The organism is Nocardioides sp. Soil777, from assembly GCF_001428425.1.
Taxonomy (GTDB): domain Bacteria; phylum Actinomycetota; class Actinomycetes; order Propionibacteriales; family Nocardioidaceae; genus Nocardioides; species Nocardioides terrigena.
In genome coordinates this window covers 12,794-35,357 of record NZ_LMSN01000001.1, presented here as the reverse complement: position 1 = coordinate 35,357, position 22,564 = coordinate 12,794, and the positions used below count along the sequence as shown (strand labels likewise).

The 22,564-nt window shown below is 70.0% G+C and carries 22 protein-coding genes; 21 read left to right on the top strand and 1 reads right to left on the bottom strand.

The features are described 5' to 3' along the window. The first annotated feature begins 290 nt into the window (after positions 1-290). On the top strand, positions 291-1,343 hold the full coding sequence (locus ASG88_RS00170; protein WP_056885403.1) for a DUF4192 domain-containing protein: 1,053 nt from the start codon (positions 291-293) through the stop codon (positions 1,341-1,343). Between the two features lie 59 nt (positions 1,344-1,402). Here the strand turns inward: ASG88_RS00170 and ASG88_RS00165 are convergent, their stop codons facing one another. After that, entirely contained in the window at positions 1,403-1,612 is a 210-nt protein-coding gene (locus ASG88_RS00165; protein ID WP_056885402.1) for a hypothetical protein, read from the bottom strand. 1,224 nt (positions 1,613-2,836) lie between these two features. Here ASG88_RS00165 and ASG88_RS00155 point away from each other — a divergent pair. The 20 genes from ASG88_RS00155 to ASG88_RS00060 all read left to right on the top strand — a co-directional run bounded on the left by ASG88_RS00155 (position 2,837) and on the right by ASG88_RS00060 (position 22,552). Further along, positions 2,837-3,433 carry a hypothetical protein gene (locus ASG88_RS00155; RefSeq protein ID WP_157559489.1) on the top strand — a complete coding sequence of 199 codons (597 nt, stop codon included), beginning with the start codon at positions 2,837-2,839 and terminating at the stop codon, positions 3,431-3,433. A 419-nt stretch (positions 3,434-3,852) separates the two neighbouring features. Then, positions 3,853-4,332 (top strand): hypothetical protein, encoded by a 480-nt coding sequence (locus tag ASG88_RS23675; RefSeq protein ID WP_056885399.1) that lies wholly within the window; start codon positions 3,853-3,855, stop codon positions 4,330-4,332. Between the two features lie 122 nt (positions 4,333-4,454). Next, a complete protein-coding gene (locus ASG88_RS00145; protein ID WP_056885398.1) occupies positions 4,455-5,018 on the top strand; it encodes an SAF domain-containing protein in 564 nt (187 codons plus the stop codon). Between the two features lie 4 nt (positions 5,019-5,022). Then, positions 5,023-5,841 carry a hypothetical protein gene (locus ASG88_RS00140; protein ID WP_056885397.1) on the top strand — a complete coding sequence of 273 codons (819 nt, stop codon included), beginning with the start codon at positions 5,023-5,025 and terminating at the stop codon, positions 5,839-5,841. After that, positions 5,838-7,184, top strand: a complete 1,347-nt coding sequence (locus ASG88_RS00135; RefSeq protein WP_056885396.1) for a CpaF family protein — start codon at positions 5,838-5,840, stop codon at positions 7,182-7,184. The genes ASG88_RS00140 and ASG88_RS00135 overlap by 4 nt, the downstream gene beginning before the upstream one ends. Further along, positions 7,181-8,065 carry a type II secretion system F family protein gene (locus ASG88_RS22825; RefSeq protein WP_157559488.1) on the top strand — a complete coding sequence of 295 codons (885 nt, stop codon included), beginning with the start codon at positions 7,181-7,183 and terminating at the stop codon, positions 8,063-8,065. The genes ASG88_RS00135 and ASG88_RS22825 overlap by 4 nt, the downstream gene beginning before the upstream one ends. Next, positions 8,062-8,988, top strand: a complete 927-nt coding sequence (locus tag ASG88_RS00125; RefSeq protein WP_056885394.1) for a type II secretion system F family protein — start codon at positions 8,062-8,064, stop codon at positions 8,986-8,988. The genes ASG88_RS22825 and ASG88_RS00125 overlap by 4 nt, the downstream gene beginning before the upstream one ends. Before the next feature lie 33 nt (positions 8,989-9,021). Next, entirely contained in the window at positions 9,022-9,228 is a 207-nt protein-coding gene (locus tag ASG88_RS00120) for a hypothetical protein (RefSeq protein ID WP_056885393.1), read from the top strand. Between the two features lie 149 nt (positions 9,229-9,377). Then, positions 9,378-9,716, top strand: a complete 339-nt coding sequence (locus ASG88_RS00115) for a TadE/TadG family type IV pilus assembly protein (protein ID WP_235534654.1) — start codon at positions 9,378-9,380, stop codon at positions 9,714-9,716. Further along, positions 9,713-10,180 (top strand): TadE/TadG family type IV pilus assembly protein, encoded by a 468-nt coding sequence (locus ASG88_RS00110; protein WP_235534653.1) that lies wholly within the window; start codon positions 9,713-9,715, stop codon positions 10,178-10,180. Before ASG88_RS00115 ends, ASG88_RS00110 begins: the two co-directional genes overlap by 4 nt. Further along, entirely contained in the window at positions 10,177-10,587 is a 411-nt protein-coding gene (locus ASG88_RS00105; protein WP_082599743.1) for a pilus assembly protein TadG-related protein, read from the top strand. The genes ASG88_RS00110 and ASG88_RS00105 overlap by 4 nt, the downstream gene beginning before the upstream one ends. Positions 10,588-10,684: 97 nt before the next feature. Continuing rightward, complete coding sequence (locus ASG88_RS00100; protein ID WP_056885389.1) at positions 10,685-13,981, top strand: LysM peptidoglycan-binding domain-containing protein; 3,297 nt, start codon at positions 10,685-10,687, stop codon at positions 13,979-13,981. A 320-nt stretch (positions 13,982-14,301) separates the two neighbouring features. Beyond that, the gene (locus ASG88_RS00095) at positions 14,302-15,405 is read left to right on the top strand and encodes a hypothetical protein (RefSeq protein WP_157559487.1); all 1,104 of its coding nucleotides are present in this window, start codon (positions 14,302-14,304) and stop codon (positions 15,403-15,405) included. Next, complete coding sequence (locus tag ASG88_RS00090; protein WP_157559486.1) at positions 15,387-15,962, top strand: hypothetical protein; 576 nt, start codon at positions 15,387-15,389, stop codon at positions 15,960-15,962. Before ASG88_RS00095 ends, ASG88_RS00090 begins: the two co-directional genes overlap by 19 nt. A gap of 557 nt (positions 15,963-16,519) precedes the next feature. After that, positions 16,520-17,341, top strand: coding sequence for a hypothetical protein (locus ASG88_RS00085; RefSeq protein WP_056885386.1), 822 nt, complete (start codon positions 16,520-16,522; stop codon positions 17,339-17,341). Between the two features lie 229 nt (positions 17,342-17,570). Then, positions 17,571-18,251, top strand: coding sequence for a hypothetical protein (locus ASG88_RS00080; RefSeq protein WP_157559485.1), 681 nt, complete (start codon positions 17,571-17,573; stop codon positions 18,249-18,251). After that, the gene (locus ASG88_RS00075) at positions 18,248-18,547 is read left to right on the top strand and encodes a hypothetical protein (protein WP_234411090.1); all 300 of its coding nucleotides are present in this window, start codon (positions 18,248-18,250) and stop codon (positions 18,545-18,547) included. The genes ASG88_RS00080 and ASG88_RS00075 overlap by 4 nt, the downstream gene beginning before the upstream one ends. Next, complete coding sequence (locus ASG88_RS00070) at positions 18,547-19,401, top strand: hypothetical protein (protein ID WP_235534652.1); 855 nt, start codon at positions 18,547-18,549, stop codon at positions 19,399-19,401. Before ASG88_RS00075 ends, ASG88_RS00070 begins: the two co-directional genes overlap by 1 nt. Next, a complete protein-coding gene (locus tag ASG88_RS00065; RefSeq protein WP_056885384.1) occupies positions 19,389-21,047 on the top strand; it encodes a hypothetical protein in 1,659 nt (552 codons plus the stop codon). The genes ASG88_RS00070 and ASG88_RS00065 overlap by 13 nt, the downstream gene beginning before the upstream one ends. Beyond that, positions 21,044-22,552: an SCO6880 family protein gene (locus ASG88_RS00060; protein WP_056885383.1), complete on the top strand. Its 1,509-nt coding sequence runs from the start codon at positions 21,044-21,046 to the stop codon at positions 22,550-22,552. The genes ASG88_RS00065 and ASG88_RS00060 overlap by 4 nt, the downstream gene beginning before the upstream one ends. Positions 22,553-22,564 lie beyond the last annotated feature (12 nt).

The window sequence follows — 22,564 nt, the reverse complement described above, 5'->3', positions numbered from 1 at the left end:
GAGCCGCCCAGCCTTCGACAGCGGAGGCCGGGCGGCTCTGTCGTGGTCGCCCGTGGACGGTGCCCTTGGGCGGTGGTGACTGACCGGTGCAGGGCGCCGCGCGACACACGAGGTGGGAACCACGTACCGCGGCACCGGGGCGAGCACCTTCGGGGGAGCGACAGGGAGCCGGGCCGCCGGACTCAGCGGCTTCCGCGGCGCCGATGTCCGCCCTGGCATGGGCCAGGACGCTTCTGCAGGTCCCGAAGTCGAACCGGAGACGGGGTTCGGCCGGGAGACTGGAGGCCCCCGTGGATCATCCCTTGCAGGTCACCGGACCATCCGAGCTGATCGCGGTGATTCCGCATGTCTTCGGCTTCGTCCCCGAGGAGTCCGTCGTGCTGGCACCCAGACACGGGTCGGGTCCGTGGGCCCGGCTGGACCAGCCGTACGGCGCCCACGACATCTCGGAGGGCGCAGCGGTTCTCGCCGCCCCGTTCCTGCGTGAGGGTGTGGGAGCCGCTCTGGTGTGCTTCACCACGGACCGTGAGGCCGCTGAAGGCATTCACGTCGAGCTGGCTCGGCGCTTCACCGGTCGAACGCACCTCGGACCGAGCCTGTGGGTGGACGCCGGGGTGTGGACCGACCTCGTGACGGGTGTCAGCGGCCGTATCGACGGGGCCACCCGCACGTGGGCTGACGCGGAGCTCGCCCTGGCTGGTCGGCGGATGCCGGTCGCGTCCCGCGATGAGCTGCGACGAGACCTGGAGGGGGACAGCGAGGAGGTTGCCGCGGTGGCAGCGCATCTGCCGGCCGCCCGCGTCGAGCACCAGATGCGGCAGGGACGGGGAAATCAGCAGGAGGCCCGGTGGGTCGACATGACGGTCGGTCGGTTCCTGGTGGACCAGGTGCCCGTGACACCGGTGGTGGCGGCGCGGCTGCTCGTGGACATGGAAGTGCTCCCGTTGCGGGACGTGGCCTGGATGGCGATGAATAGCGAGAACGCCGCGTTGCACATGTCGCTGTGGCGTGACCTGACGCGCCGTGCCCCGCACGAGGCTCGGACCCCGGCAGCAACCCTATTGGCCTTCAGCTCGTGGCTTGCGGGTCAGGGCGCTCATGCGTGGGTGGCTCTCGATCTGGTTCCCGAGCCCCGGACGTACTCACTCGCCCGGATCGTCGAGTCCCTGCTGGAGGGGGCTATTCCGCCCTCCGCGTGGGACACGGTCGCTGAGCAGAACAGAACGGCTCCTGCATCATCTGTCCTGGGACGTGCCCAGGCGACTCGAGCCGACCAGCCAGGTCCGTCACGGCCATACGATCCCGGCACCGGCCGGGGGCGACCGAGCAGTCCGAGCAGGTAGACGGGCGCACAGGTGATGCCTGGGCCAGCGGCTGGGCCGGTGCTCATCTGCGGTTCTGTTCAGCGACGCGGCCCGACCTGGGCGAGACGCACATCCTCCTCGCGCACCGTGTCCACAAAGGTCATGCCAGGCTTGGGTCGCCAGTTCACGTTGGCCCACCAGCCGTCCTCGCGGTGGTGCCACATCCGCAGTTCGCCGGGATGCCACTCGCCATCGACACGCACCTCGACGTCGGGTCGCTCGTCAGGACGGTAGACACGGGACGTCACGCGCTGGACGGTACTTGTCGCCGCGGACGTTGCGGTGCTGCCGACGTCCAGAAGGCCTGCTCGCCACGGTTGCGCGCGCCGATCTTGCGCCGGCAGTCGCTAACGAAATCTTCACCGCGTCCGCCCATGTCCCGGCTGGATGACGTCGCGGTGACGCATGCGTCGTGATGTGATCTGAGTATGGGTGCACGAACTCGGGTGCCGCCTGACCCGACCGGCTGGGTGAGTGCGGCCGAGGCCGCCGACGGGTTGGGACTGGCCGAGGCATATGTGGCTGCCGGGTCGCACACCGGGCGGTTCCCGGTGGTCCGGCACAACGGGGTGGCCTGGATGCGTGCGGAGGACCTGGAACGACTTGCGGAGCAAAGGTCGGAGGATCACCGCCGGTGGGCTTCCTACGCCGAGATCGAGCAGCTGGCCGGCTGCAGCAACGGCACTCTCGATCGAGCAATTCGTGCCGGGGAGGTTGAGGTGCGTGCAGCACGCACGGACCGAGCTCAACGGAGTCTTGAGCGTGCGAGTGCGGAGCGGTGGGCCGTGGAGTGGCGCTCTGAGCGAGACGCCGCGAGGAAGCGCCGCGACGCCCGCGCCCGACGGGAGTCCGAGGAGCCCCCGGATGATGGCCATGTCTGGTTGGACACCACCACGGCGGCCCTGGTCGTGGGAGTCACCGAGAACTGGCTCCGGAACCTGGCATCGACGTCCAAGGCACCAGCGACCAGGAGGGGACGGCGTTGGTGGTGGCGGCGGGATCTGGTTGAGAGTTTTGCGGCGGCCAGAGTCGTCCAGGAGTCGGCCGTGCCCCGCGAGTAGCAGCCCGCCGGTGCTGCGCGATCACCCGACCGGACGCCCCCCATCAGAGTGTGCGAGCAACGAATCCGCGAAGCACGTGCCGCAGCCGAGGAGCGCCAGTTCGCGTCCACAGGTGCGGAGCGAGGTGGGTTATCCCCAGAAGGGGCCGCCGGAGATGACGGCCGCCGGACGGTCAGGTTTTCTGGTGGGCAGGTGTCCCGGACGGATGGCGGGGGTGGTCCTCATGTGCTTGCCCAGCGCACGCCTCAACTTCAGCAGCTTCAGGCTGTACTTCCTCGCCTCCGGGAGTGCTGAGGTCGTGCAATGCCAGCGGGCACCCATAAATTGGTCGGCGCTATTCGGCCGTTCTTGGGTGACACTGGTGGATATACCTGTCAGCCGCGAGCTGAGCGGTCTCGGGGAGGAACAACGATGAAGCTCGCACACTCCGGCGTTGCTGCGCTGCTGTCCCTCTGTGTGCTGTGCGCGTGCACTACGGATGCTTCCAAGCCCCGAGGGGAGTCCTCCCCTGTGCCCTCGAGCACGCCGGAGGCGTCATCCCCCAAGTCGGAGATGCCAGCCTGGCACGACAGGTTCACTGCCGAGCAGATCGACGCGTACGAAGCCGCGCTCCTTCGCTGGCAGGAGTACACGGCGAAGGGAAACGAGATCTACCGCTCGGGACGGGACACTCCTCAGGCTCGGGCGGTGCTCCGCGAGTACTCAATGGAGTGGCAGCTCCGCGTTCGGGAACTGGCGCAGGTGTACGACCAGGGCGCAGTCCGAATCGTCAGTCCCGAGAGCGCTCTGTCCTGGAAACCGATCTCAATCACAGACAAGGTCGTGGTGATCAGCCAGTGCACGGACTACACGAACCTGCTCGTGACTCAGGAGGGCGAGCCGGTGAAAGGAACAAGACCTGACAACCTCGTTACGCCTCTGCTCATTGAGATGGACAAGCCCGTGGGGCGCGACTGGATGGTGGCCACGACGAACCTAAAGGACGAACGGCCATGCGCGGCGCGCTGACTCGTCTTCTGGCTCTGACACTGGGCGTCACCGGCCTCTTGATATTCCGTGCGAGCACATCGGCTGAGGCTGCAGACTGCGAAGGACCGGTCACCGACCGAGGAGTGTGTCTTGGAGGAACCACCCCGGGAACACCAGGAGGCGAGAACGGCGGTACCTCTTCGACAAGTGGTGGTGGCGGCGGGTGCCAGGACACCTCCGGGAACTCGATTCCTTGCGTCGACGGCTTCGGCGGCGTGTGGGTAGCGGCACGACAGTGCTACGGCTTCCAGCTGGACCCACAACCGCCTCCTGACAGTCCCTTGTGGAAGGGGAACCGGCCGTCCGAAGGCAGCATCTGGTCGTGTGATCGGACGGTAGCGATTCCCGAGAACACGTGGTTTGTCCCGGGCGCCTCCCCGGTAATCGACGCTGCGACAGTGGCTGAAGACTTGGTCAGGCGGGCGCCGTTCGAGACGGCGCATGCGTCCATCGCGCCCCCTCCCAGCTTCCACTCCTACGTCAACTACAAGAACTGGATGTGGATCCCCGAGAAGCAGTGGCATGACGTGTCCGTGAGCGTGGATGCGGGTGGCGCGCGGGTCACGCTGTCCGCGACGCCGACCCGGGTGGAGTGGGATATGGGCAACGGTGATGTCGAGTTCTGCGCCGGTGCCGGGCGAGTGTGGACGGTTTCGACTCCGGAGGACGCGCCAACGACGTGCGACTACACCTACACGGACATGGAAGACCCCACGGGCGACACGTGGGATGTGTCGGCGCGGATCGTCTACTCGGTGGCGTGGAGCTGCACGGGCCGTTGTTCGAGCCCCGACGGGACGCTCGGCGAACACGCGGCGGTGGCCGGTGAGGGCACCACGATTCGTGTCCTTCAGCGGCAGACGGTGGTCATCCGGTGACGACCCAGCAGCGTTCTCAGCGCACCGGTGCGACGGAGCCGGCGGCCGCGGGAGCGCGGGTGGTTGGGGTAGACCGGCACCTGCCGAGCGGAACGAGAAGGTATGGGCAGTGGGCTGGCACGGTGCTGTTCGTCGTTGTGATGGGGCTGGGTGCGGGCTATCTGTACATGACCAAGGGAAGTACCGCCGAGGTTTTGGTCCTGGATCGTGAGGTTGCCGCCGGTCAAGTGATCGGCGAGGAGGACCTGGCCTCGGCCCAGGTCGCTGGGGTGAGCGACGCCGTTCCGATCGAGGACCTGGGCGAGGTGCTGGGCATGCGGGTGGTCAACGGCCTGGTTGCTGGGCAAGTGCTTACGTACGGGGCTCTGACGACCGAGCCGGTGCCCGGGCTGGGTGAGCGGGTGGTGGCGGTTCGGCTGGAGGTCGGGCGGGTTCCGGCGACGCTGGGCGCGGGGTCGATGGTGAATGTGCTGGCTGTCCCCCCGGCCGGTGATGCTGGCGACGTGGAGGCGCTGGACAGTCCGTTGAGTTTGACCTCCGGCGCCCGAGTCCATGACGTGCGAGAGGCGGTGGACGGCTCGGTCGTGGTTTCGCTGCTGGTGTTTGAGTCGGAGGCGGACCAGGTCGCGGCGTACAGCGCTGCTGGTCGGGTGACTGTCGTCCAGGCGTCGGTGACGGGGGAGTAGCGCCATGTTCGTCGCGGTGTGCTGTGACCGGGGTGCACCGGGAGCGACGACCACCGCGCTGGCGCTGGCCACTGCGATCAGTGAGTACACGGTGGTGGTGGAGGCCGATCCGTACGGCGGGGATCTGGCGTTGCGGTGTCGAGCAGGTGGCCGGGACGTTCTGCCGGAGACGCCGACGGTGTTGACCGTGTCGACCGCCGCGCGGACATCGCACGCTCCGGATCTGGTGTCGGTGTACGCCCACCGGTTCACCGACGGCGTTGGTGTGATCCCGGGGCATATGAGCGCCGAACAGGCGGCGGGGATGTCGGACTGGTCCCCGCTGGCGGCGGCGCTGCACGCGTCGTCGACGCATGTGGTGGCGGATCTGGGCCGGATCCACATGAGTTCGCCTTCGCTGTCCGTCGCTGCGGCGGCTGACGTGCTGGTGGTCGTGGGTCGCGCCGACGTGGGTGCCGTGGTGCATCTGCGGGAGCGTCTCGCGCGTCTGGTCCCTGCGGTCGCCGCGGTGCGGGGCCGTCCGCCGGTGGTGGTGCCGGTGGTCTTGACCTTGCGGCGAGCCGGGGGCCGGCATGCCGCCGACGTACGGCGGCTGTTGGCGGACTCACCTGCGGGTCCGCTGGTGGGCTCCGTGGGGTGGGTGGCGTGGGATCCCCGCGGGGTTGCGCGTCTGGAGCGGGGTGAGGAGGGCCGAGGGCTGACACGAACTCCGCTCCTCCGGTCGGCAGCCACGGTCGTCGACGCGATCGTGACGGCGGCTGCTGGGCAGGCGGCCTTGCCACCGTCGGGGACGCAGCCGAGCCACTCGGTGGGGGCGTCGTGAACGCGCGCCCTGGTTTCGAGACACGCGGAGTCGACCAGCTGCTGGTCCGGCGCCTGCAGAGCGATTTGGGGGAGCGACGTCAGCGGGCCATCGAGGAGCGACGCCGCACGGGTCGTCCGGCCCTGCGAGGCGATGACGAGATCCAGCACGGCAAGCAACTGGTCCAGGCTGTGGTTACCCAGTACGACGGTGGTCTGGTCGAGGCGGGTCATCAGCCGTTGGCGTGGGAGGTGCGGCAGGACCTCGTTGATGCTTTGGAGGCGCGCCTGTTCGGGGCGGGCAGCCTGCAGCAGCTGCTTGAGGACCCCGAGATCGAGAACATCGATGTGAATGGCTTCCGGCACGTGTTCGTGGAGTACGCGGACGGGAGTACCGCGAAGTTGCCGCCGGTGACTTCGTCGGATGAGGACCTGAACGAGACGATCCAGACGCTTGCCGCGCACGAGGGTCTATCTGCACGGGCGTTCGACGTGGCCAATCCGCGGGTGAACCTGCGGCTGCCTGACGGGTCGCGGCTGTACGCGGTGATGGCGGTGTCGGGGATCGGGACGTTGGTCTCGATCCGCAAGCACCGGTACGCCAAGATGCGGCTGAAGGACCAGGTGGCGCTGGGCAGCATGGACCAGGACCTGGCCGACTTCCTGGGTGCCATGGTCCGGGCCCGGAAGAACGTGATGATCGCCGGGGCCGTGTCGGCGGGGAAGACGTCGCTGCTGCGGGCTATGGCGGCCGAGATCGACCCCGCTGAACGGCTGATCACCGTGGAGCGGTCTTTGGAGCTCGGCCTACATGAGGACATTGATCGGCACCCCAACTGTGCGCCGTTGGAGGAGCGGCTCCCGAACGCGGAGGGGGTGGGTGCGGTCACGATGGCCGATCTGGTCCGCGACTCGCTGCGGTTGAACCCGTCGCGGGTGATCGTTGGTGAGGTGCTGGGCGACGAGGTCGTGACGATGCTGAACGCGATGATGCAGGGCAACGACGGTTCGCTGTCCACCATCCACGCCAACTCCTCGGTCGACGTGGTCCACAAGATCACCACCTACGCCCTCCAGGCGCCGGAGAAGCTGCCTGTCGAGGCCACCACCCGCTTGGTGGCCGGTGCTTTGGACTTCATCGTCTTCATCAGACGACTCCGCACCGCAACGGGTGGGCAGCGGAGGGTGGTCGAGTCGGTGCGTGAGGTGGCGGGTGCCGATGAGTACGGGCTGAAGACCAACGAGATCTGGGGTTATGACGCGGATGGCCGGGTTGCTCGACGCGCCGCGGTGCAGATCATGTGCGAGGACGACCTCGTCGACGCCGGGTGGAACCCGGGGGCGGCCGCCGGGGGCTGGGCATGATGGCGCTGTTCCTGCTCCTCGTTGCGGCTGCCCTGCTCGGTTGCCTCGGACTGGTCCGTCTCTCGAGGGGGCGATCGCTGCTTCCAAGACGCCGCATCACCCCGGCGGCACGCAGCCTGCCCACGGCCGACCTCCGACTGGGCGGGATCGCTCTCCTGGCCGGTGCCGTCGTGGCCCTGCTGACCCGCTGGCCGGTCGCCGGGGCCGTGGCCACGGCCGTGGTGTTCCTGTGGCCGAAGATCTCCGGCTCCGGCTCCACCGAACGAGCCGGGGTTGCGAAGATCGAGGCGATCGCGGCCTGGACGGAATCCCTGCGAGACACCGCGACCGCGGCGTCCGGGTTGGAGTACGCCATCCCGGCCACTCTCGACGGCGCTCCGCCGCTGCTGGAGCGGCCGTTGCGGGATCTGGTGCACCGGTTGGGTGCCCGGGTGCCGCTCCCGGAGGCGCTGGTGCTGTTCGCCGACGATGTCGATGATCCGGGCGCGGACCTGGTGGTGGCCGCGTTGTCCCTCAACGCGCGCCAGCGCGCCGGCAGCTTGTCTCGGGTGCTCACGGCTCTGGCGACCAGCACGCGCAGTGAGCTCGAGCAACGCCGTACGGTGCTGCACGAGCGCAACTCGCTGCGGCGCCAGTCCCAGCAGGTCGCTGGCATCTTGTTGGCCTTCGCTGCGGTCACGGTCGTGGTCGCGCCCGGATGGGTGGCGCCGTACGGGACCGCGGTGGGGCAGGTCATCTTGGCCGCCATCGCCGCCGCTTACCTCGCCCTGCTGGTCCGGCTGCGTCATCTGGCCGCCCCGGAACCGCAGCCCCGGTTCCTCGGCGAGCCCGGGGTCGTCACCGAGATGGCCTCGTACAAGCCGCGGGTCGTCGGGTTATGACGAGCCTGACGGGGCTGAGCGGGGTGGTGCTGCTGGCCGCCCTGGCGGGGCTCGGTGTCGCCCGGTTGTACCTGCTCGCGGTGCCGCCGACCCCGGATCTGGTGGCCCAAACTGCCCGGTGGGAGCACGACCGTGCCCGGGCGGGGCGTCGCGCCCACCGGGAGAGGGATCGCGCGCGCGGACCGCTCGAGCGGGTGGCCGGGTCGTTGGCCGAGCAGCTGCGGGACCGCCACGGCAGGCAGCTCCTCGGGTTCGAACGCGACTTGGCGGTCGCCGGACACACGTTGGAGGAGTGGCTGACCAAGACCCTCGGGGTGGCGCTGGCCGGACTGCTGGCGCCCTTCGTCCTGTGGGTCCTGGTGCGTGCTCTCGAGCTGGGGATCCCGATCGCTGTGGCTCCTGTGGTGGGGCTGCTCTTGTCGGTCCTGATGGTGGCGTTGTCGATCGTCGACCTCCGCGCAGCGGCGGGCCGCGAGCGCGAGGACTTCCGTCGGGCTCTGGCCATCTACCTCGATCTGGTCGTGATGTCGATGGAGGCCGGGCGCGGGCACGCCGAGGCACTGCCGGCCGCGGCTGGGATCGGCACCGGACGCGCCTTCCTCGAACTGAGGGACGCGGTCGAGGGCGCACGAGTCAGCGGAGTCACGGCGTGGGAGGCATTGGGCCGGCTGGGCGAGCGGTACGGCATCGGTGAGCTCGTTGAGCTCCGCAGCACCCTCAACCTCGCCAACGAGGAAGGCGGCCGGATCCGGTCCACCCTCATCGCCCGCGCGGAGACCATGCGCGACGCCCGACTGGCCGACGCCCGCGCACGGGCCGACCAGGCGACCGAGTCCATGAAGTACAACCTCATCCTCATGGCCAGCGTGGGCGTGTTGTACATCCTCGCGCCCCGACTTCTGTACCTGATCACCTCCACCTGACGGGGCACCCTCACGACACAAAGGAGCACCACGATGACCGAACTAGCGGGGACCGTCGCCTGGATCCAGGCGACCCGACACCACCTGGTCGCCCGGCACGCTCAAGCACGCGACGAACGCGGCGCGACGGCAGTGGAGTGGCTGCTCATCATCATCGCCGCTGTCGGGATCTGCGCGGCCGTGGCGCTGGCGGTGAAGACGTACGTCGACACGCAGAGCGGGAAGCTCAACGGCGGCTGACCATGCCCACGACGCAGCCCACCACGCAGCCCGCAGCGCCGCTCACCGTGCAGCCCACCGTGGTGCCCCCGGTCGGGTCCTCTGGGAGCCGGGTTCGTGCCTGCGGAGCACGCCTCCCGCGCCGCCGCGGGGATCGGGGTGCTGCGGCGGTGGAGTTCCTCCTCACCGCACCGCTGCTGATGTTGATGTGCCTGCTGTTGATCCAGTGGGCTGTTCGCGCGGAGGCCGCCCGCGTGATCAACGCCGCCGCCCGCGAGGGAGCGGTCGCGACGGCAAGCTGGGACGGCACCGAGTCCGCGGGCCGCGAGACCGCGCTGGACTACCTCGCCGATCTCGACCCCCAGGTCACCCACCGCGCCGCCACCGCTACGCGCGGCCCGACGGCGGCGACGGTGACCGTGAGCGGCAATGTGCTGAGCCTCATTCCGGGTGTCGACCTGCACGTCTCGGCGACCGCCACGGTCCCGACCGAACGGTTCGTCCCGTGACACCCGCCGTCACGTCCCTTGCGAGCCCGTCCGTGCCGGCGCTGCCTCGACGGGCACGTCGAGGCGACGAGCGTGGCGCAGCAGCGGTGGAGCTGTTGTTGATGGCGCCGTTGCTGATGGTGTTCGTGCTGGTCGTGGTGGCGGGCGGCCGGTACACCGATGCCCGCGGGCAGGTCAACGACGCGGCCTACGCTGCAGCCCGAGCTGCCTCTCTGCAAGAAGGTCTCGAGTCCGGCCAGGTGGCGGGACGAGCGGCCGCGGCCGAGGCGCTGGCGTCGCGGGGCAGGGCCTGCGTGCGACTCCAGGTCAGTTTCGCCGGCACCGACTTCCGGCCGGGGGGCAGCGTCGCGGCGACCGTGACGTGCCATGTCGACCTCCGCGACGTGGCCGGGTTCGGCATTCCCAGCACCAAGGTGTTCCGCGCGGACGCTGTGGTTCCCATCGAACGGCACAGAGACCTATGAGCCGCGCGACGCGGGCCAGGGACGAGCGCGGAGTTGCCGCCGTGTGGACCTTGCTGTCCGCGGCCAGCGTCTTCGTGCTGCTGCTCGGGCTCGTGTTCGATGGCGGGAACGTGGTCGATGCCCGGTTGGAGGCCAAGCGGGCCGCCGAGCAGGCCGCGCGTGCCGGTGCCGACGAGCTGCGCGGAACCCGATCCGGCGTCGAGAGCGTCGACGCGGAGACCGCCGCTGCCCGGGCGCAGGAGATCCTGCGACGGGCCGGATGGTCGGGAACGGTGCAGGTCCGGGGACTCCAGGTGCGGGTCGCCGCCACCGGCGCGGAACCGACCGTGTTCCTGGGGGTCCTGGGTATCCCGCGTCTGCCCGTCAATGAGACGGGGTCGGCGACCGCGATCACCGGGCCACCGTGAACGCGCGGGGCAAGCGCAGGGACGCGTCAGGAGAAGGACGGACTGAGCCGCTTGTAGTGGCTGGGGACGGCCGGGGGAGCGAAGGGAGGAAGACACCATGGTGAAGTGGGTCCACGCAGCAGGCGCCCTGTTGGTCCTGGCCGCGCTTCTGGTCGGAGTGCCGCTCGTGCTGGTGCTGTGGGTGGGCAACCCGTACCCCCCGGGCGGCTTTGCGGCACTGGGGCTGGTGTCCGATGCGGCCGTCCTTGGTGTGCTCGCCGTCCTCGCCTGGTTGTTCTGGGCCCAGCTGGCTGTGTGCGTGCTGTGGGAGCTCCTTCCAGCTCTCCGCGGCGTGCCGGCCGCCAGGCTGCCGATCGTCACCGGTGGGCAGCAGCGCCTGATCCGGGCTCTCGTGCACAGTGCGGTCGCAGCCGGTGTCACCGGCGCGACCCTCGCCTCCGGTGGCCTCCCGACCGCCGACGGCAGCCCTCCCGCGGCTGGCACGACCGCCATCCCCAGTGCAGCTCATGGTCCCTCCCTGCTCCTAGCAGCTCATCCGACGGAGCCCTCCCCAGCCTCGTCGGCAACGGACCGTGAGCCGGCGACGCCACCTGCTGGTCCCGGCACGGCAGACGCCTCCGCCTCGCCGTCACGCCAGGTCACCACCGTGATCGTCACCGCGGGCGACACGCTGTGGGGGCTCGCCGAACGTCACTTGGGGGCGGGGGAGCGGTGGCGCGAGATCGCGGACCTGAATCTCGGGCGGGACATGGGTGACGGCGTGTTCTCGACGGCCGAGACCCTGCAGGCGGGCTGGAGCCTGCGCGTGCCCGTCGATGAGCCCCCGGGACACACTGCGGTCGCGTCGAGCACTGACCCCCCAGCCGTGCAGCCCACCCCCACCGCGGCCGAAGGCACGCCACCAGCGGAGAGGGTGGAGGTTCGGCCCGGGGACAGCCTGTGGCGTCTCGCCGAGGACCACCTCGAGGACCCGAACCGGTGGGTCGAGCTGTACCAGGCCAACCGGACGCTGATCGGCGACGACCCCGACGTCATCATCCCTGGCCAGGAGCTTCGGCTGGCCGGCCCGACTGCCGAGGCGGCGACGGGCGGACGGGACTCACGGGCGTCCCGGTCGGACGAGCGTACCCCGGAGAGCACCGACGCCGAGAAGGCCCCACAGGGGCACCAGCACATCACCGGGTCGGACGCTGACTCCTCGCCGGGGCGAGACGGGGATCCGAGGACCGCCCCGTCGGCGGTGTCCGACGACGCCAGCCGGTCCGAAAGCTTCAGCGATACCGCCGACGGCCCCCACACGGCCCCTGCTGCGGGCGAGGGCGGGGACGACCGTGGGGTCACCGCCCTGCGGGCTGTTCTGGCGTCCGCCGTCTGCCTCTCAGGCGGCGCGTTGGCGATGCTGCTGCTGTCGCGGCGCCGACAGTTCCGGGAGCGTCGCTCCGGACGTGCCATCGCGGCCACACCACCGGGTCTGGTGGGCGTCGAGCGTGCGATCGTCGAGGCCGGCGCCGAGACGATGGAGACAACCGAGTTCATCGACCGTGCCCTCCGGCACCTGGCTGCCTCACAGCGGATCGCAGGCCGCGAGCTGCCGAACCTGGGGGCTGCGGTCCTCGGGGCCGATGAGCTGTCGGTGCTGTTCGTCGCTCCGGCCGACGGGGGACCGCCGGAGGGGTGGGACGCCACCGACGACAACGCGACATGGTCGCTCCCACGCCAGACCATCCTGGAACCCGAGCTGCGCACCCAGCCCGCCCCCTACCCCGCGCTCGTCTCGGTCGGCTTCGACGAGGACGAACGGACCTGGCTGCTCGACCTGGAAGCCATCGGCGTGATCGGGGTGGCCGGTCCCGGTGCCGTGGTCGAGGACATGGTGCGGTTCTGGGTGGCCGAGCTCGCCCTGAACGCCTGGGCGGAGGGCACGGAGGTGCTCCTCACGGACGGCTTCGCGACCGAGACCACCGGCCTCAACCCAACCCGGCTCCGCATCCTGGACGGCGACCCGGCACGGCGACTCGGCCTCCGGGTCGCGAGAGATGCGGACGAAGCCGCGGACAACCTCGAGAAGGGACTCCTGGAACTGCGCAGGGACGCGCAGATCGTAGATAGCACCGGGCCCGTCGTCCTGATCGTGCGCGGCCAGCCTGGCGCCGATCTGGTCGACGCAGCCGGCGGTCGTGACCGGTCTCGGCTCATCGTGGTCCACCACGACACGGCGCGGGACCTGCCGCCGGTGATCGACCTGACCGACGGTGGACTTGCCTACCTGCCCGCGTGGGGGGTGACGCTCCAGCCGTCCACGCTGCCGGCTGGCGAGGCGGCGGCGATGGCCGACCTGATGGCCTCCCTGCAGGGAGCAACAGATCAGCCGATGCCGCCGGCCACGCAGGACTCCCCGGCAGCACAGTTCATGACGATCGATGGCGCCCTCCGACCTGAGTTCACACAACCGCGATCCGCTACTGGAGGATCCGACGAGTCGGTGCTCCCCGAGCCGGACGAGGAGTATCTGTCCGCCGCGGCGACGACCGCCGAGGATCTGGAGGCGCTCGCTCCGGACGTCCCCCCGTCGGTACGAGTAGAGATCGAGGCGCTCGACCCGGGGCTCGACGCCGATGTGGCCGCCTGGACCGATCCCGACGCACGGCGCCCTCGTGTCCAGGTGCTGGGACCGGTGGCGGTCGAGGCGTGGGGTGCCCGCCCCGAAGAGATCGCCAACCTAGGCGGCACCACGGAGTTCATCGTCTTCCTCGCCTGCCAAGACCACGGCGTCACTCCCGAGCGGGCGGCCGTCGCACTGGGGTGGAGCGAGGCCACCGTGCACAACCGGGCGCGGGACGCCCGCCGGCTCCTCGGGGATCGACCCGATGGGGAGCCCTGGCTGCCGGATGCCAGCAAGACTGAGGCCGCCAGACAGCGCGGGGTAGCAACCTACGAGCTGCATCCCCAGATCCTGGTGGCCGCCGACCTGTTTCGTCGCCTCCGGGCCCGCGGCCAAGCACGAGGTGCGGACGGTCTCCCCGACATGATCGTCGCCCTCTCGCTGGTAAGCGGCCGCCCCTTCGACCAACTACGCAAGAGAGGCTACGGATGGCTGGCCGAAACCCCGCTGGACCACTACCTCAGCCACGCGGTCGTCGACCTCGCCCACCTCATCGTCAACCGCACCCTCGCGGACGGTGACACCGTGACCGCCCGCTGGGCCTGCCAGGTCGCTATCACGGCCGCGCCGGACGAGGACAAACCGCGACTGGATCTGGCGGCTATCGAAGAAGCCGATGGCGCCGGAACTGCCAACGAAACGGTTGCGGACCAGGTCATCGATCGCGTAGACGCCGACCCCACCCCCCGAACAGAGCAGATACTCGAACAACGCCGGTGGCTGGCAAGCTAGCGTCCGCGCTGCGAAGCGCACCGACCTGGGCGGCCGAGCCAGTGGCAATCGCGATGGCCTCACCAATAGGGTCGTGTCCGAATAGCGCCAGGACGGCGGCGCTGCCTCCGGCTGCGCGGTTAGGGTCCACGGCGATGTGATGGCGTAAGGAGACGCCTCCGTATTGGTGGTCCGACTGTGGTTGAGGAGTAAACCACGGCACACGAGGGGCTCCTGCAACGTGGGATCTGGTCCCCCCCACGCGGTTGATCGCCCCTCTCGTCGAGCGTCGACGTGCCTAGGCGCTAGCGTGCGCCCTGAATCCATCAGGGGGAATGCGCATGGCACGAAAGCACGGCTTCCGCATCTACACAATGCAGGCTTTTCGCGACCGCAAGAAGGGCCGAGACGCGGCCGACGTGAGCCAGACTTCGTCTGCTCGAGATGAGATCCTGCAGCTGCTCGAGCAAATCCACGATGCAGGCACTCATTTCCTTGAGCCCCGGATCGCCCCGAAGCCCGGCGACCCCGAAAAGCCGGTCGAGACCATTACCTTCGGTGAGCCGACTGTCGTGCGGCAGGACCTCATCCACTTCGTTGCCAGCATCGGCGAGACTGGGAGCCACCACCGCGCGACGCGGAGAGGCAAGAAGGCGAAGAATCTCAAGAACTGGTCGCCCGAGGCCCAGCACTTCATGACCTTGGTGTTCCCCCGCGACGAGGGTGACGACACCTTCCTCCTGGTCGGAGAAACGATCAAGAGCTCCGACGCCGTCCGGCAATGCGTGCGTGTGCTTACGAAACAGGGCCTGGTGAACAAGAAGGCCGCCACGGCCGACCAAGACGGCGCGCGCAAAGCGATGAGGGAGCAAGGCACTAAACCGCCGAAGAAGGCGGTCTTCTCGCGCCTCGTGTTCGACCGGAAGCAGGCCGCCGACAACAACTTCCTCACCGAGATCCTCCAGCAAGCCGACTCGGCTGAGGCCATCTTCGAGAGCCGCGAACTCCCCGCTCGGGGTGGCGGCCGCGAGTTCGTGCGACGGCGCCTCGCGATCCGACTGGTCGACGAGTCCGATCGCAATGCCGGTGCCAAGACAGGGAAGGGCTGGAACAGGAGGCGCCAGCGCGGAGAGACGATGACCCTCGCCGAGGGCGTCTCCGATCTTGCAGAAGCACTCATCGATCAAGACCTACTCGCGGAGGGCGAGGAGGCCGGCTACCAGCGCGCGTCAATCTCCGTTCGCAACAAGAACGGCATGAGCACCAACATCGCTGTCGACACTCTCCGAGATGTCTTCACCTATCCCGTATCCGACGGTCGGCCCCCCGTGGTTCACTACTACGACAAGGTGGCGCCTCGCGTCAAAGAGGTGGCCGCGCAGGCAGGGGTCGAGATCACGCAGATCGTCGCGTCGGAGGTTGCGGAGTGTCTCGAGGACGACTGAACATCGGGCCGCTGGTGGCGGCCTTAAACTCGGGCCTGCGCAAGAGAAGCCTCACCGGCGAGGAAGAACCAGACACCTTCGCCCGCCGGGCATTGTTGATCATTCCGCTAGCGGCGGGCGGCGCCATGATCGTCACCCGCACACCGCTGGCCGCGGCTGACCAACTCACCGACAGTGCGGCGATCCTCGTCGGCGCGCTCATCGCGGCGTTCGGCACCGTCGCTGTGTGGCGCGAGAGGCTGACACAAAGAGACCGCAGCGTTGAGCTTGTCAGTCGGAGAGCGCTCGACGAGGCCGCAGCCCACATCTTGACGTCCACCCTGGCCACGCTCCTCGGTCTGGTCTTCCTGATTGCGGTGGCGAACATCGATCCCGGCAAGAGCGACGACCTACTTATATGGGGCGAGGCAGTCCTCAGCGGGCTCGGCTTGGCGCTGTACGTATACGTCATGCTCACGTTGGTCATCGTCGTCAACCTCCTCTGGGACGGCTACGTCGAAGCGAACAACGTGACGGACACCCAGTCAAAGAGCGGCGACGCACGCCGTCATCGGTGATGTTGGCATGCACCCTGCGAGGTACATCCACGGTCACCGAAACCTTGCCGGCCTAACCTGCTGAGCGAGGCTGCGGCCTGCAAAGGACGCTGACGCACGAGGGCAGCAAGTCCCGGAGACGCACCTGCCGCCGACGGACTACATGGCTGGATCTGTTCTGACCGAGCGGCTGAGCTGCTCGGGTAACCCACAACGGTCACTACCCGACCAGCGATTCGTCGACGTCGACTGCAGCCCCCGCCTCGTCCAGCGCCTCCTGGGGCTGGCGGCCTCGTGCCGGGACGCATCGGCCGATCGCAAGACCCAGCTTGGGGTGAAGTGGTGGTGTCGAGGGCCGTGGGTGAATCCCTGCCTTTCACATTGCAACTTGCCGCTTGAGGTGATTCCTCACCGCTTCGCGAAGTACGAAGGGGGTAACGGGTGGTGAGTCCGGTGGTGAGGTCGCACCCTGTGCCGGACGGGCCATCGAGGGGGGACTACGGCTTTGGTGAGCCCCGTGGTGAGGCGGCCCCCGTGGAGTGGGCGGACTGAGTCCGCATACATCCTGGAGGCTTCTCATGAACGTTCTGCCAGCCCGCCGCCCGATCCTCGAGCACTTGTCTGATCAACTGGCTGCGTCGGGGAAGTGGCGCGCATGGAGGCATGCCGATCCTCGCTTGGCCGGGCATTCGAGTCTGGCGGAGGCCCTCGAGGTGTGGCGCCGGGACCGTGCTGAGGCGTCGTACCTGACGGTCGCGGCCCTCGCCGCTATCGGCAGTAGTCGGGGTGGCGACGACGACGACGCAGCCCTGGCTGTCGCGTTCCTCCTTCAGGACGGCCTGGTCCGGATCGCTGTTGATGTGCGTGACCGGTGCGAACTGGATGACGTGTTGGCCGCGCTGTGGGAGGAGGTCAAGCGCTCGGCTCCGAACCTGGGTCCGTGCGCGCCCCGCTTCTTGCTGCGGAGGACGAAGGCCCGGGCCCTGGGGGTCGGAGACGGATACATGGGCAACCGGGATGTGGTGTCCCTGCAGTCGCTCGACACGGACCGGTCGCACATCCACGCGCAGCTGGTGACGCAACGGAGCGACGAGTGGAGTTGGCACCGGCTCAACGGCAGGCAGGTGGGTTGCGCGGACCCGGACCCGGCCGCGGAGGCGGCTACCGACCTCACTGACCTGCTGGACTGGGCGAGGGCGAAGGGCGTGCTGGCCCAGGACGAGGTGGAGCTCGTGTCGGAGATGATGGCGACGGCCCATGTCATCGATGGGCGTGAGGCGGCATACCTGGCAGTGGGGCAACGGCACGGGCTGGCGTTGCGGACGATCCGGCGCCGACGCGACGCCGTGGTGAGACGCCTGCAGGCGGTCGCCAGCGACTATCTCGCCGACGTGTCCTGAACACCCGATGTCCGTTCTCAGCCGATCCGGGTCGCCTTTCGGCGACATGCCCCTTGATCACGTTTCCGAGTCGGCGCTGCCCGCCGTGCCCGCGGTGCACGGCCCGACCCTCCGCGAGCTGAGGTCCGCTGCGATGGCCCGGTCAACCCGTGTCGGCGGATGCCCCGAGCGATCGGACGCGCCGGCGCGTGGCGCCGCGTGGGTCCCTGAGGGTCTCTGCATCCGGGTGATGGCCGGGCACGCCGGTGCGGGCGCGAGCACGATCGCCCTCGCTGTGGCGGACGCGGCGGCATGCGAGGGCCAGACGGTGTGGGTCCTCGACGCCGCGGCCCCCGTGTGGTCGGGTCTGGCCGGCACCACCGCGGTCGAGCTCGGTAGCGCAGGAGGCTGGCACCGCGGCCGCCGCGGTGGCGGCGTTGTCGTGGAGCGGGTGTTGTCTGCGGCGCTCACCCCGACCGATGTACCGATGCCCCGCGACCACGCCCTGGTGAACCTCACCGTCGTCGACGTCGGATGGACGCGACGCGAGCTCGACGCATACCCCAGATGCTGGCAAGCCTCGATGACCCCGATGGTCGACGTGGTGGTGTCCCGGGCCACTGCCTCCGGTTTGAGCCAGACCGAGACCGTGGTGGCGGCCGCTGATCACGATGGATGTCTGCTGGTCCTCATCGGCTCCCGCCGGCGCGGGGCCCGCGAGCTGTCGGTGGCGGGTCCGCGAATCCGCCGGCTGCACGAACGCGACGCGGTCGTCTTCGTCCCACGCCTACGGGGCTTCGCCGAGCTCGGTCCCGGTCCGTTGCCACACACCCTGCTGTCCGCAGCTGCGCGGCTGCTGGCCCTTACTTCCCACCCGACACGTCCGCGCCCGGCCGGAGGGTCCGGGCCTCGGTTTAGGAGCACTCCATGACACCGCGAACGATCCTCGTGCAGGGCAACGGCGTGATCAACGACGTCTGTGCCAAGGCCCCTCCGGGGGTGGACACCTACACCGACCTGATCTTGGGGTGGGTGAAGTACGGCGTCTTGGGCCTCATCCTTGCCGGGGCGCTGATCTCCATCGGAGCGATGGTCGTCGGCAAGATCGGCTCCATGGGTCGGGCCGCCCAGATGGGCGCCTCGGGGTTGGTGTGGGCGGTGTTGGCGGCGGTTGCCTATGTCGTCATCTACGGGGTCCTGGTCGCCATCACCGGGCAGGGCTGCTGATGTCTGCCGAGAAGGCCCGGGGGGCACGACGGCGACGGTGGCGGCTGCCGTCGTCACCGCAGGAATGGACGCGCCGTAAGCTGCAGGTGCTGCTCGCGGCGACCGCCTTGGTGGTGCTGGCCCTGGCCTACGGGGTGGTGACCTCGGTAGTCGTGCTGTGGGAGGTCGACACCACTCCGCCCCAACAGTCGCCGTCCTCCGAGCGGAAGCCGCTCACCGGGTCGGATGAGGACGCGCTGGCCGCCGCACCGCTACCACCGGCCTCACTGGTGGATGCCCAACCCGGGTCGTTGAGCACGGAGTCCGTCACCACGCTCGCGCTGCCGGCCTCTCGTCTGGTCGGGGCTGCCGGGGTGCCGTCCGGGTTCCCCCACACGCCGGAGGGTGCGTTGGCGCAGCTGGTCGCGATCGACCGGTCCGCCCTGGAGCCCGCGGTGGTCGGCCGAGCCCAGGACGTCATCTCGGCGTGGGCGGCGCCCGGGGGACCCACGGCCGACGACTGGTCCGGGGTCGCGGCGGTGGCCCTGTTGTTGAGCGCGGCGGGGTTGCCGGCCACCGGTGCCCCTGAGATGCAGCTCCGGTTGGACCCGGCGATGGGATTCATCAAGGGCACCGTCGGTGACGACTTCGTGGTGCCGTGCGTCGACTTCGTCCTCACCGCCACCATCGGCTCCAGCGCCCCGCGAGTTCATCGGGTCGCGATGGCGGACTGCCAGCGGATGGTCTGGCACGGCGACCGGTGGGTGATCGGACCCGGCCCGGAGCCCGCACCGGCGCCGTCACTGTGGCCCGGCACCCCGGCATCGCTGGACGCCGGGTACCTGTGGCTGGAGGCGCCCGCATGGACCGACTGACCGACACCCCCCGTGGGGTCCCGATGGTCGACTGGAACCCGCTGGACTGGCTGGGCGACCGGGCGCAGGAGGGTCTGGCGGATGCGTGGACCGCCACCATGATCTCGCTGTGGTCAGCCGGCATGTGGCTGCTCGAGACGGTGTTCACCATCCTGGACCGGTTCCTCACACCCGATCTGAGAGACCCGGGTCTCGCCCCGCTCTACGGCATCACCGTGTGGATCTCGATGGTCGTGGCGCTGGTCATCGGGCTGGGGCAGGTCGGACTGGCCGCGATCCGGCGCGACGGCACCACCTTGGGGACGCTGGCGGTCGGGTTGGTCCAGTACGGCGCCGTCCTGGCGTGCTGGGTGGCGGTGTTCGCGGGGATCGTCTTGGCGTGCGCGGGACTCACCACCGGGCTCCTCGACGTCCTCCTCGGGATCGAGGACTTCACGGGCTACCCGGCGGGTGCCGGGTGGCCCGACCAGGTCGGAGGGACGGTCGCGGCGACCGCGCTCGGCATGTGTGCGCTGTTCCTGCTGCTGCCCGCAGGGTTCGGGTTCATCGTGATCATGCTGGTGCGGGAGGCTGCGCTGCTCGTCTTGGCGGCCACGATGCCCATCGCCGCCGCGGGCACTCTCGGAGACGGCACCCGAGCCTGGATGTGGAAGTCGATCCGCTGGTTCCTGGCCGCGTGCCTGACCGCGCCCCTGCTGGCGCTGGTCCTGGGACTCGGGGTCCAGATCACCCGCGCCGCGTTCCCCGACCACACCGGCTCGGCGGTGGGCGACGGTGCCGGATTCGCAGCCGGCACCGGCGGGGCGGCGGAGCGGGCTGAGACGGTGGCCCGGATCCAGGACCCGTCACAAGCGGTGGCGCAGTCGAGCCAGGTGGGGATGGCGGTGGTGGGCTGCGTGCTTATGGTCGTCGCCTGCTTCTGCCCGATGGTGTTGTTCCGGCTGCTGGCGTTCGTCGATCCCGGCACCGGTTCCGGGGCGTCGTTCCGTTCGGCCATGACCGCCAACGGTGGCCTCGGAGGTCTGCTCGGCGGGCGGACGCCGGGCGGGGCAGGGTCCGGGGCGGCCACCCAGACGGCGGGGGATGGGCGCGCGGCGAGTGAGGACTCCGCGGACGCGGAGACCGCGAACCGGTTCCAGTCGGGGGCCGTCGCCGCGTTCGTCCCCCTCGGGGGAGTCGTGGCGGGCGGCATGCGGGCGATGGGCGCTGTCGCCCAGCACGGCGCGTCCCTCGGCGTCGACGTCATGGGCCAGGGCGGGTTCGGTGCCCAGGGCTACTACGACACCACCGCGCCACGACAGCGCGCGGGTGGGAGCCCCCTCCGGACGCGGATGCAGGCTCACCCCGATCCCGATCCCGATACCGGTGGCGACAGCGGCGCCGGTGCAGGCAGTGATGCGGGGGGAGGCATGGACGTCGGGGGGCTCGACGCCCGTCCTAACGGGGGTGGCACGGGTTCCGCGTTCGATGAACCTGGCGATCGACCGGACGGTGACGCGGGCGGGATGGCTCGCGGGGAGGCGGCACGACCGGGGGTCGCGCACCTCCCCACCCCGTTGGGCCGCAGGGGGCCCGGGCCGGGGTCCGGGGGTCTCGACACGGGGGCGGCCGGGGAGGCGGGCGAGGGAGTGGTGGTGCTGCCATGACGGTGTACGGCACCTCGGCCGCGCGGGACCGGCAGGGCTGGTTCCTCGGCCTGACGGGTCCGCAGCTTCTGCTGGTGCTGACCGCCGCCTTCCCGGTGTGGCTGTCGATGGCGGTGGGCCGGTGGCTGGCCCTGGTGGTGCTGGTCCCGGCCTGGGTGCTCGCGGCAGGCCTCGTCTGTGTCCCGGTCCGCGGCTGGTCGGCGGCGCAGTGGATCGGCGTCCTGTGTCGACACGTGATCGGCCACGCGGCGGGATGGACGAGCTGGCAGTCGAAGGCCGCGGCCGGGCGGATCGATGACCCGGGGGAGGCCGACCTCCCCGGGGTGCTGGCGGGGGTGGTCATCCACGACGGCCCGCCGTGGGCGGGACGGCCCGGCAGGCCCGCGATCGTCCAGAACCTGGCGGGGCGCACGTGGGCGGCGACCGCCCGGATCGTCCATCCGGGGATCGGGATGGCGGATGAGGAGGAGCGCGACCGGATGGGCGCCGGGTTGGCCGAGCTGTTCGAGGCGGCCTCGGGCGGCACCGAGCTGCATCTCCTCGCCCTCCAGGTCCGCACCGTCCCCGACGACGGCACCGCACGTGCCCAGTGGACCCGTGACCACCGCCGCGACGACGAACCGGAGCTCTCGCGCCGCATCCACGCCCGGGTGGACGCGGCGATGCAGGGCGCCGCCGTGCGCACCGAGGCGTTCGTGACCGTCGTCGTCCACGAGGACGCCGTCGGCAGGTCTGCCCGCCGGGCGGGACGAGGAGTCCAGGGGCGGGCACGGATCCTGTACACCACGCTGGCCGAGGTCGAGGCCCGTCTGCTGGGGGCCATCGGCTGCACCGGCGTCACCTGGCTGAACAGCGCGGACCTCGCGGTCGCCATTCGGACGGGGTTCGAACCCGGTGACGCGCCGGCCCTGGCCGACGCCGATCTCCAGTCGGTGCGCGACGGCGTGGTCGCAGCGGGGGTCCCGGTCGCGGCCGCCGGCCCGGCCACCGCCGACACCACGATGCGCGCCTACGCCCACGGGGACTGGCGGTCGGTGTCCACCACCATCCTGCTGCCCCGCCGGGGGGCCCGGATGGGCGCCCTGGCCCGGGCCCTGGTGCCGACCCGGGTGGGGGAGCGGCGTTCCCTGACCGTCTTCTACACCCCGATCTCCCCACGTGCAGCGGACAGGAGCACCGGTCGCGCCGAGATGTCGGCGGCCATGGGCGCCGAGGTGCGCCGCAAGGTCGGCAAGGTCGAACGCGCGCACGAGCGTCGCGCCACCCAGCAGCTGCGCGAGACCGACGAGAAGCTCGAGCGGGGCCGCTCCCTGGTCCGGGTCAGCTCCGCGCTCGCCATCACCATCCCCGCCGGCTGGGACACCGCCGACTACGGGCGACGACTCGACGCGTCGGTGCGGCTCTGCGGATTCACTCCGTTGCCGTTGGACGGATCCCACGACGCCGCGTTCGCCGCCGCCGCCATTCCGCTGGGCGTCGGCCTGCCGCAGCGCCGCACCCGGTAGAGGGCGACGTCG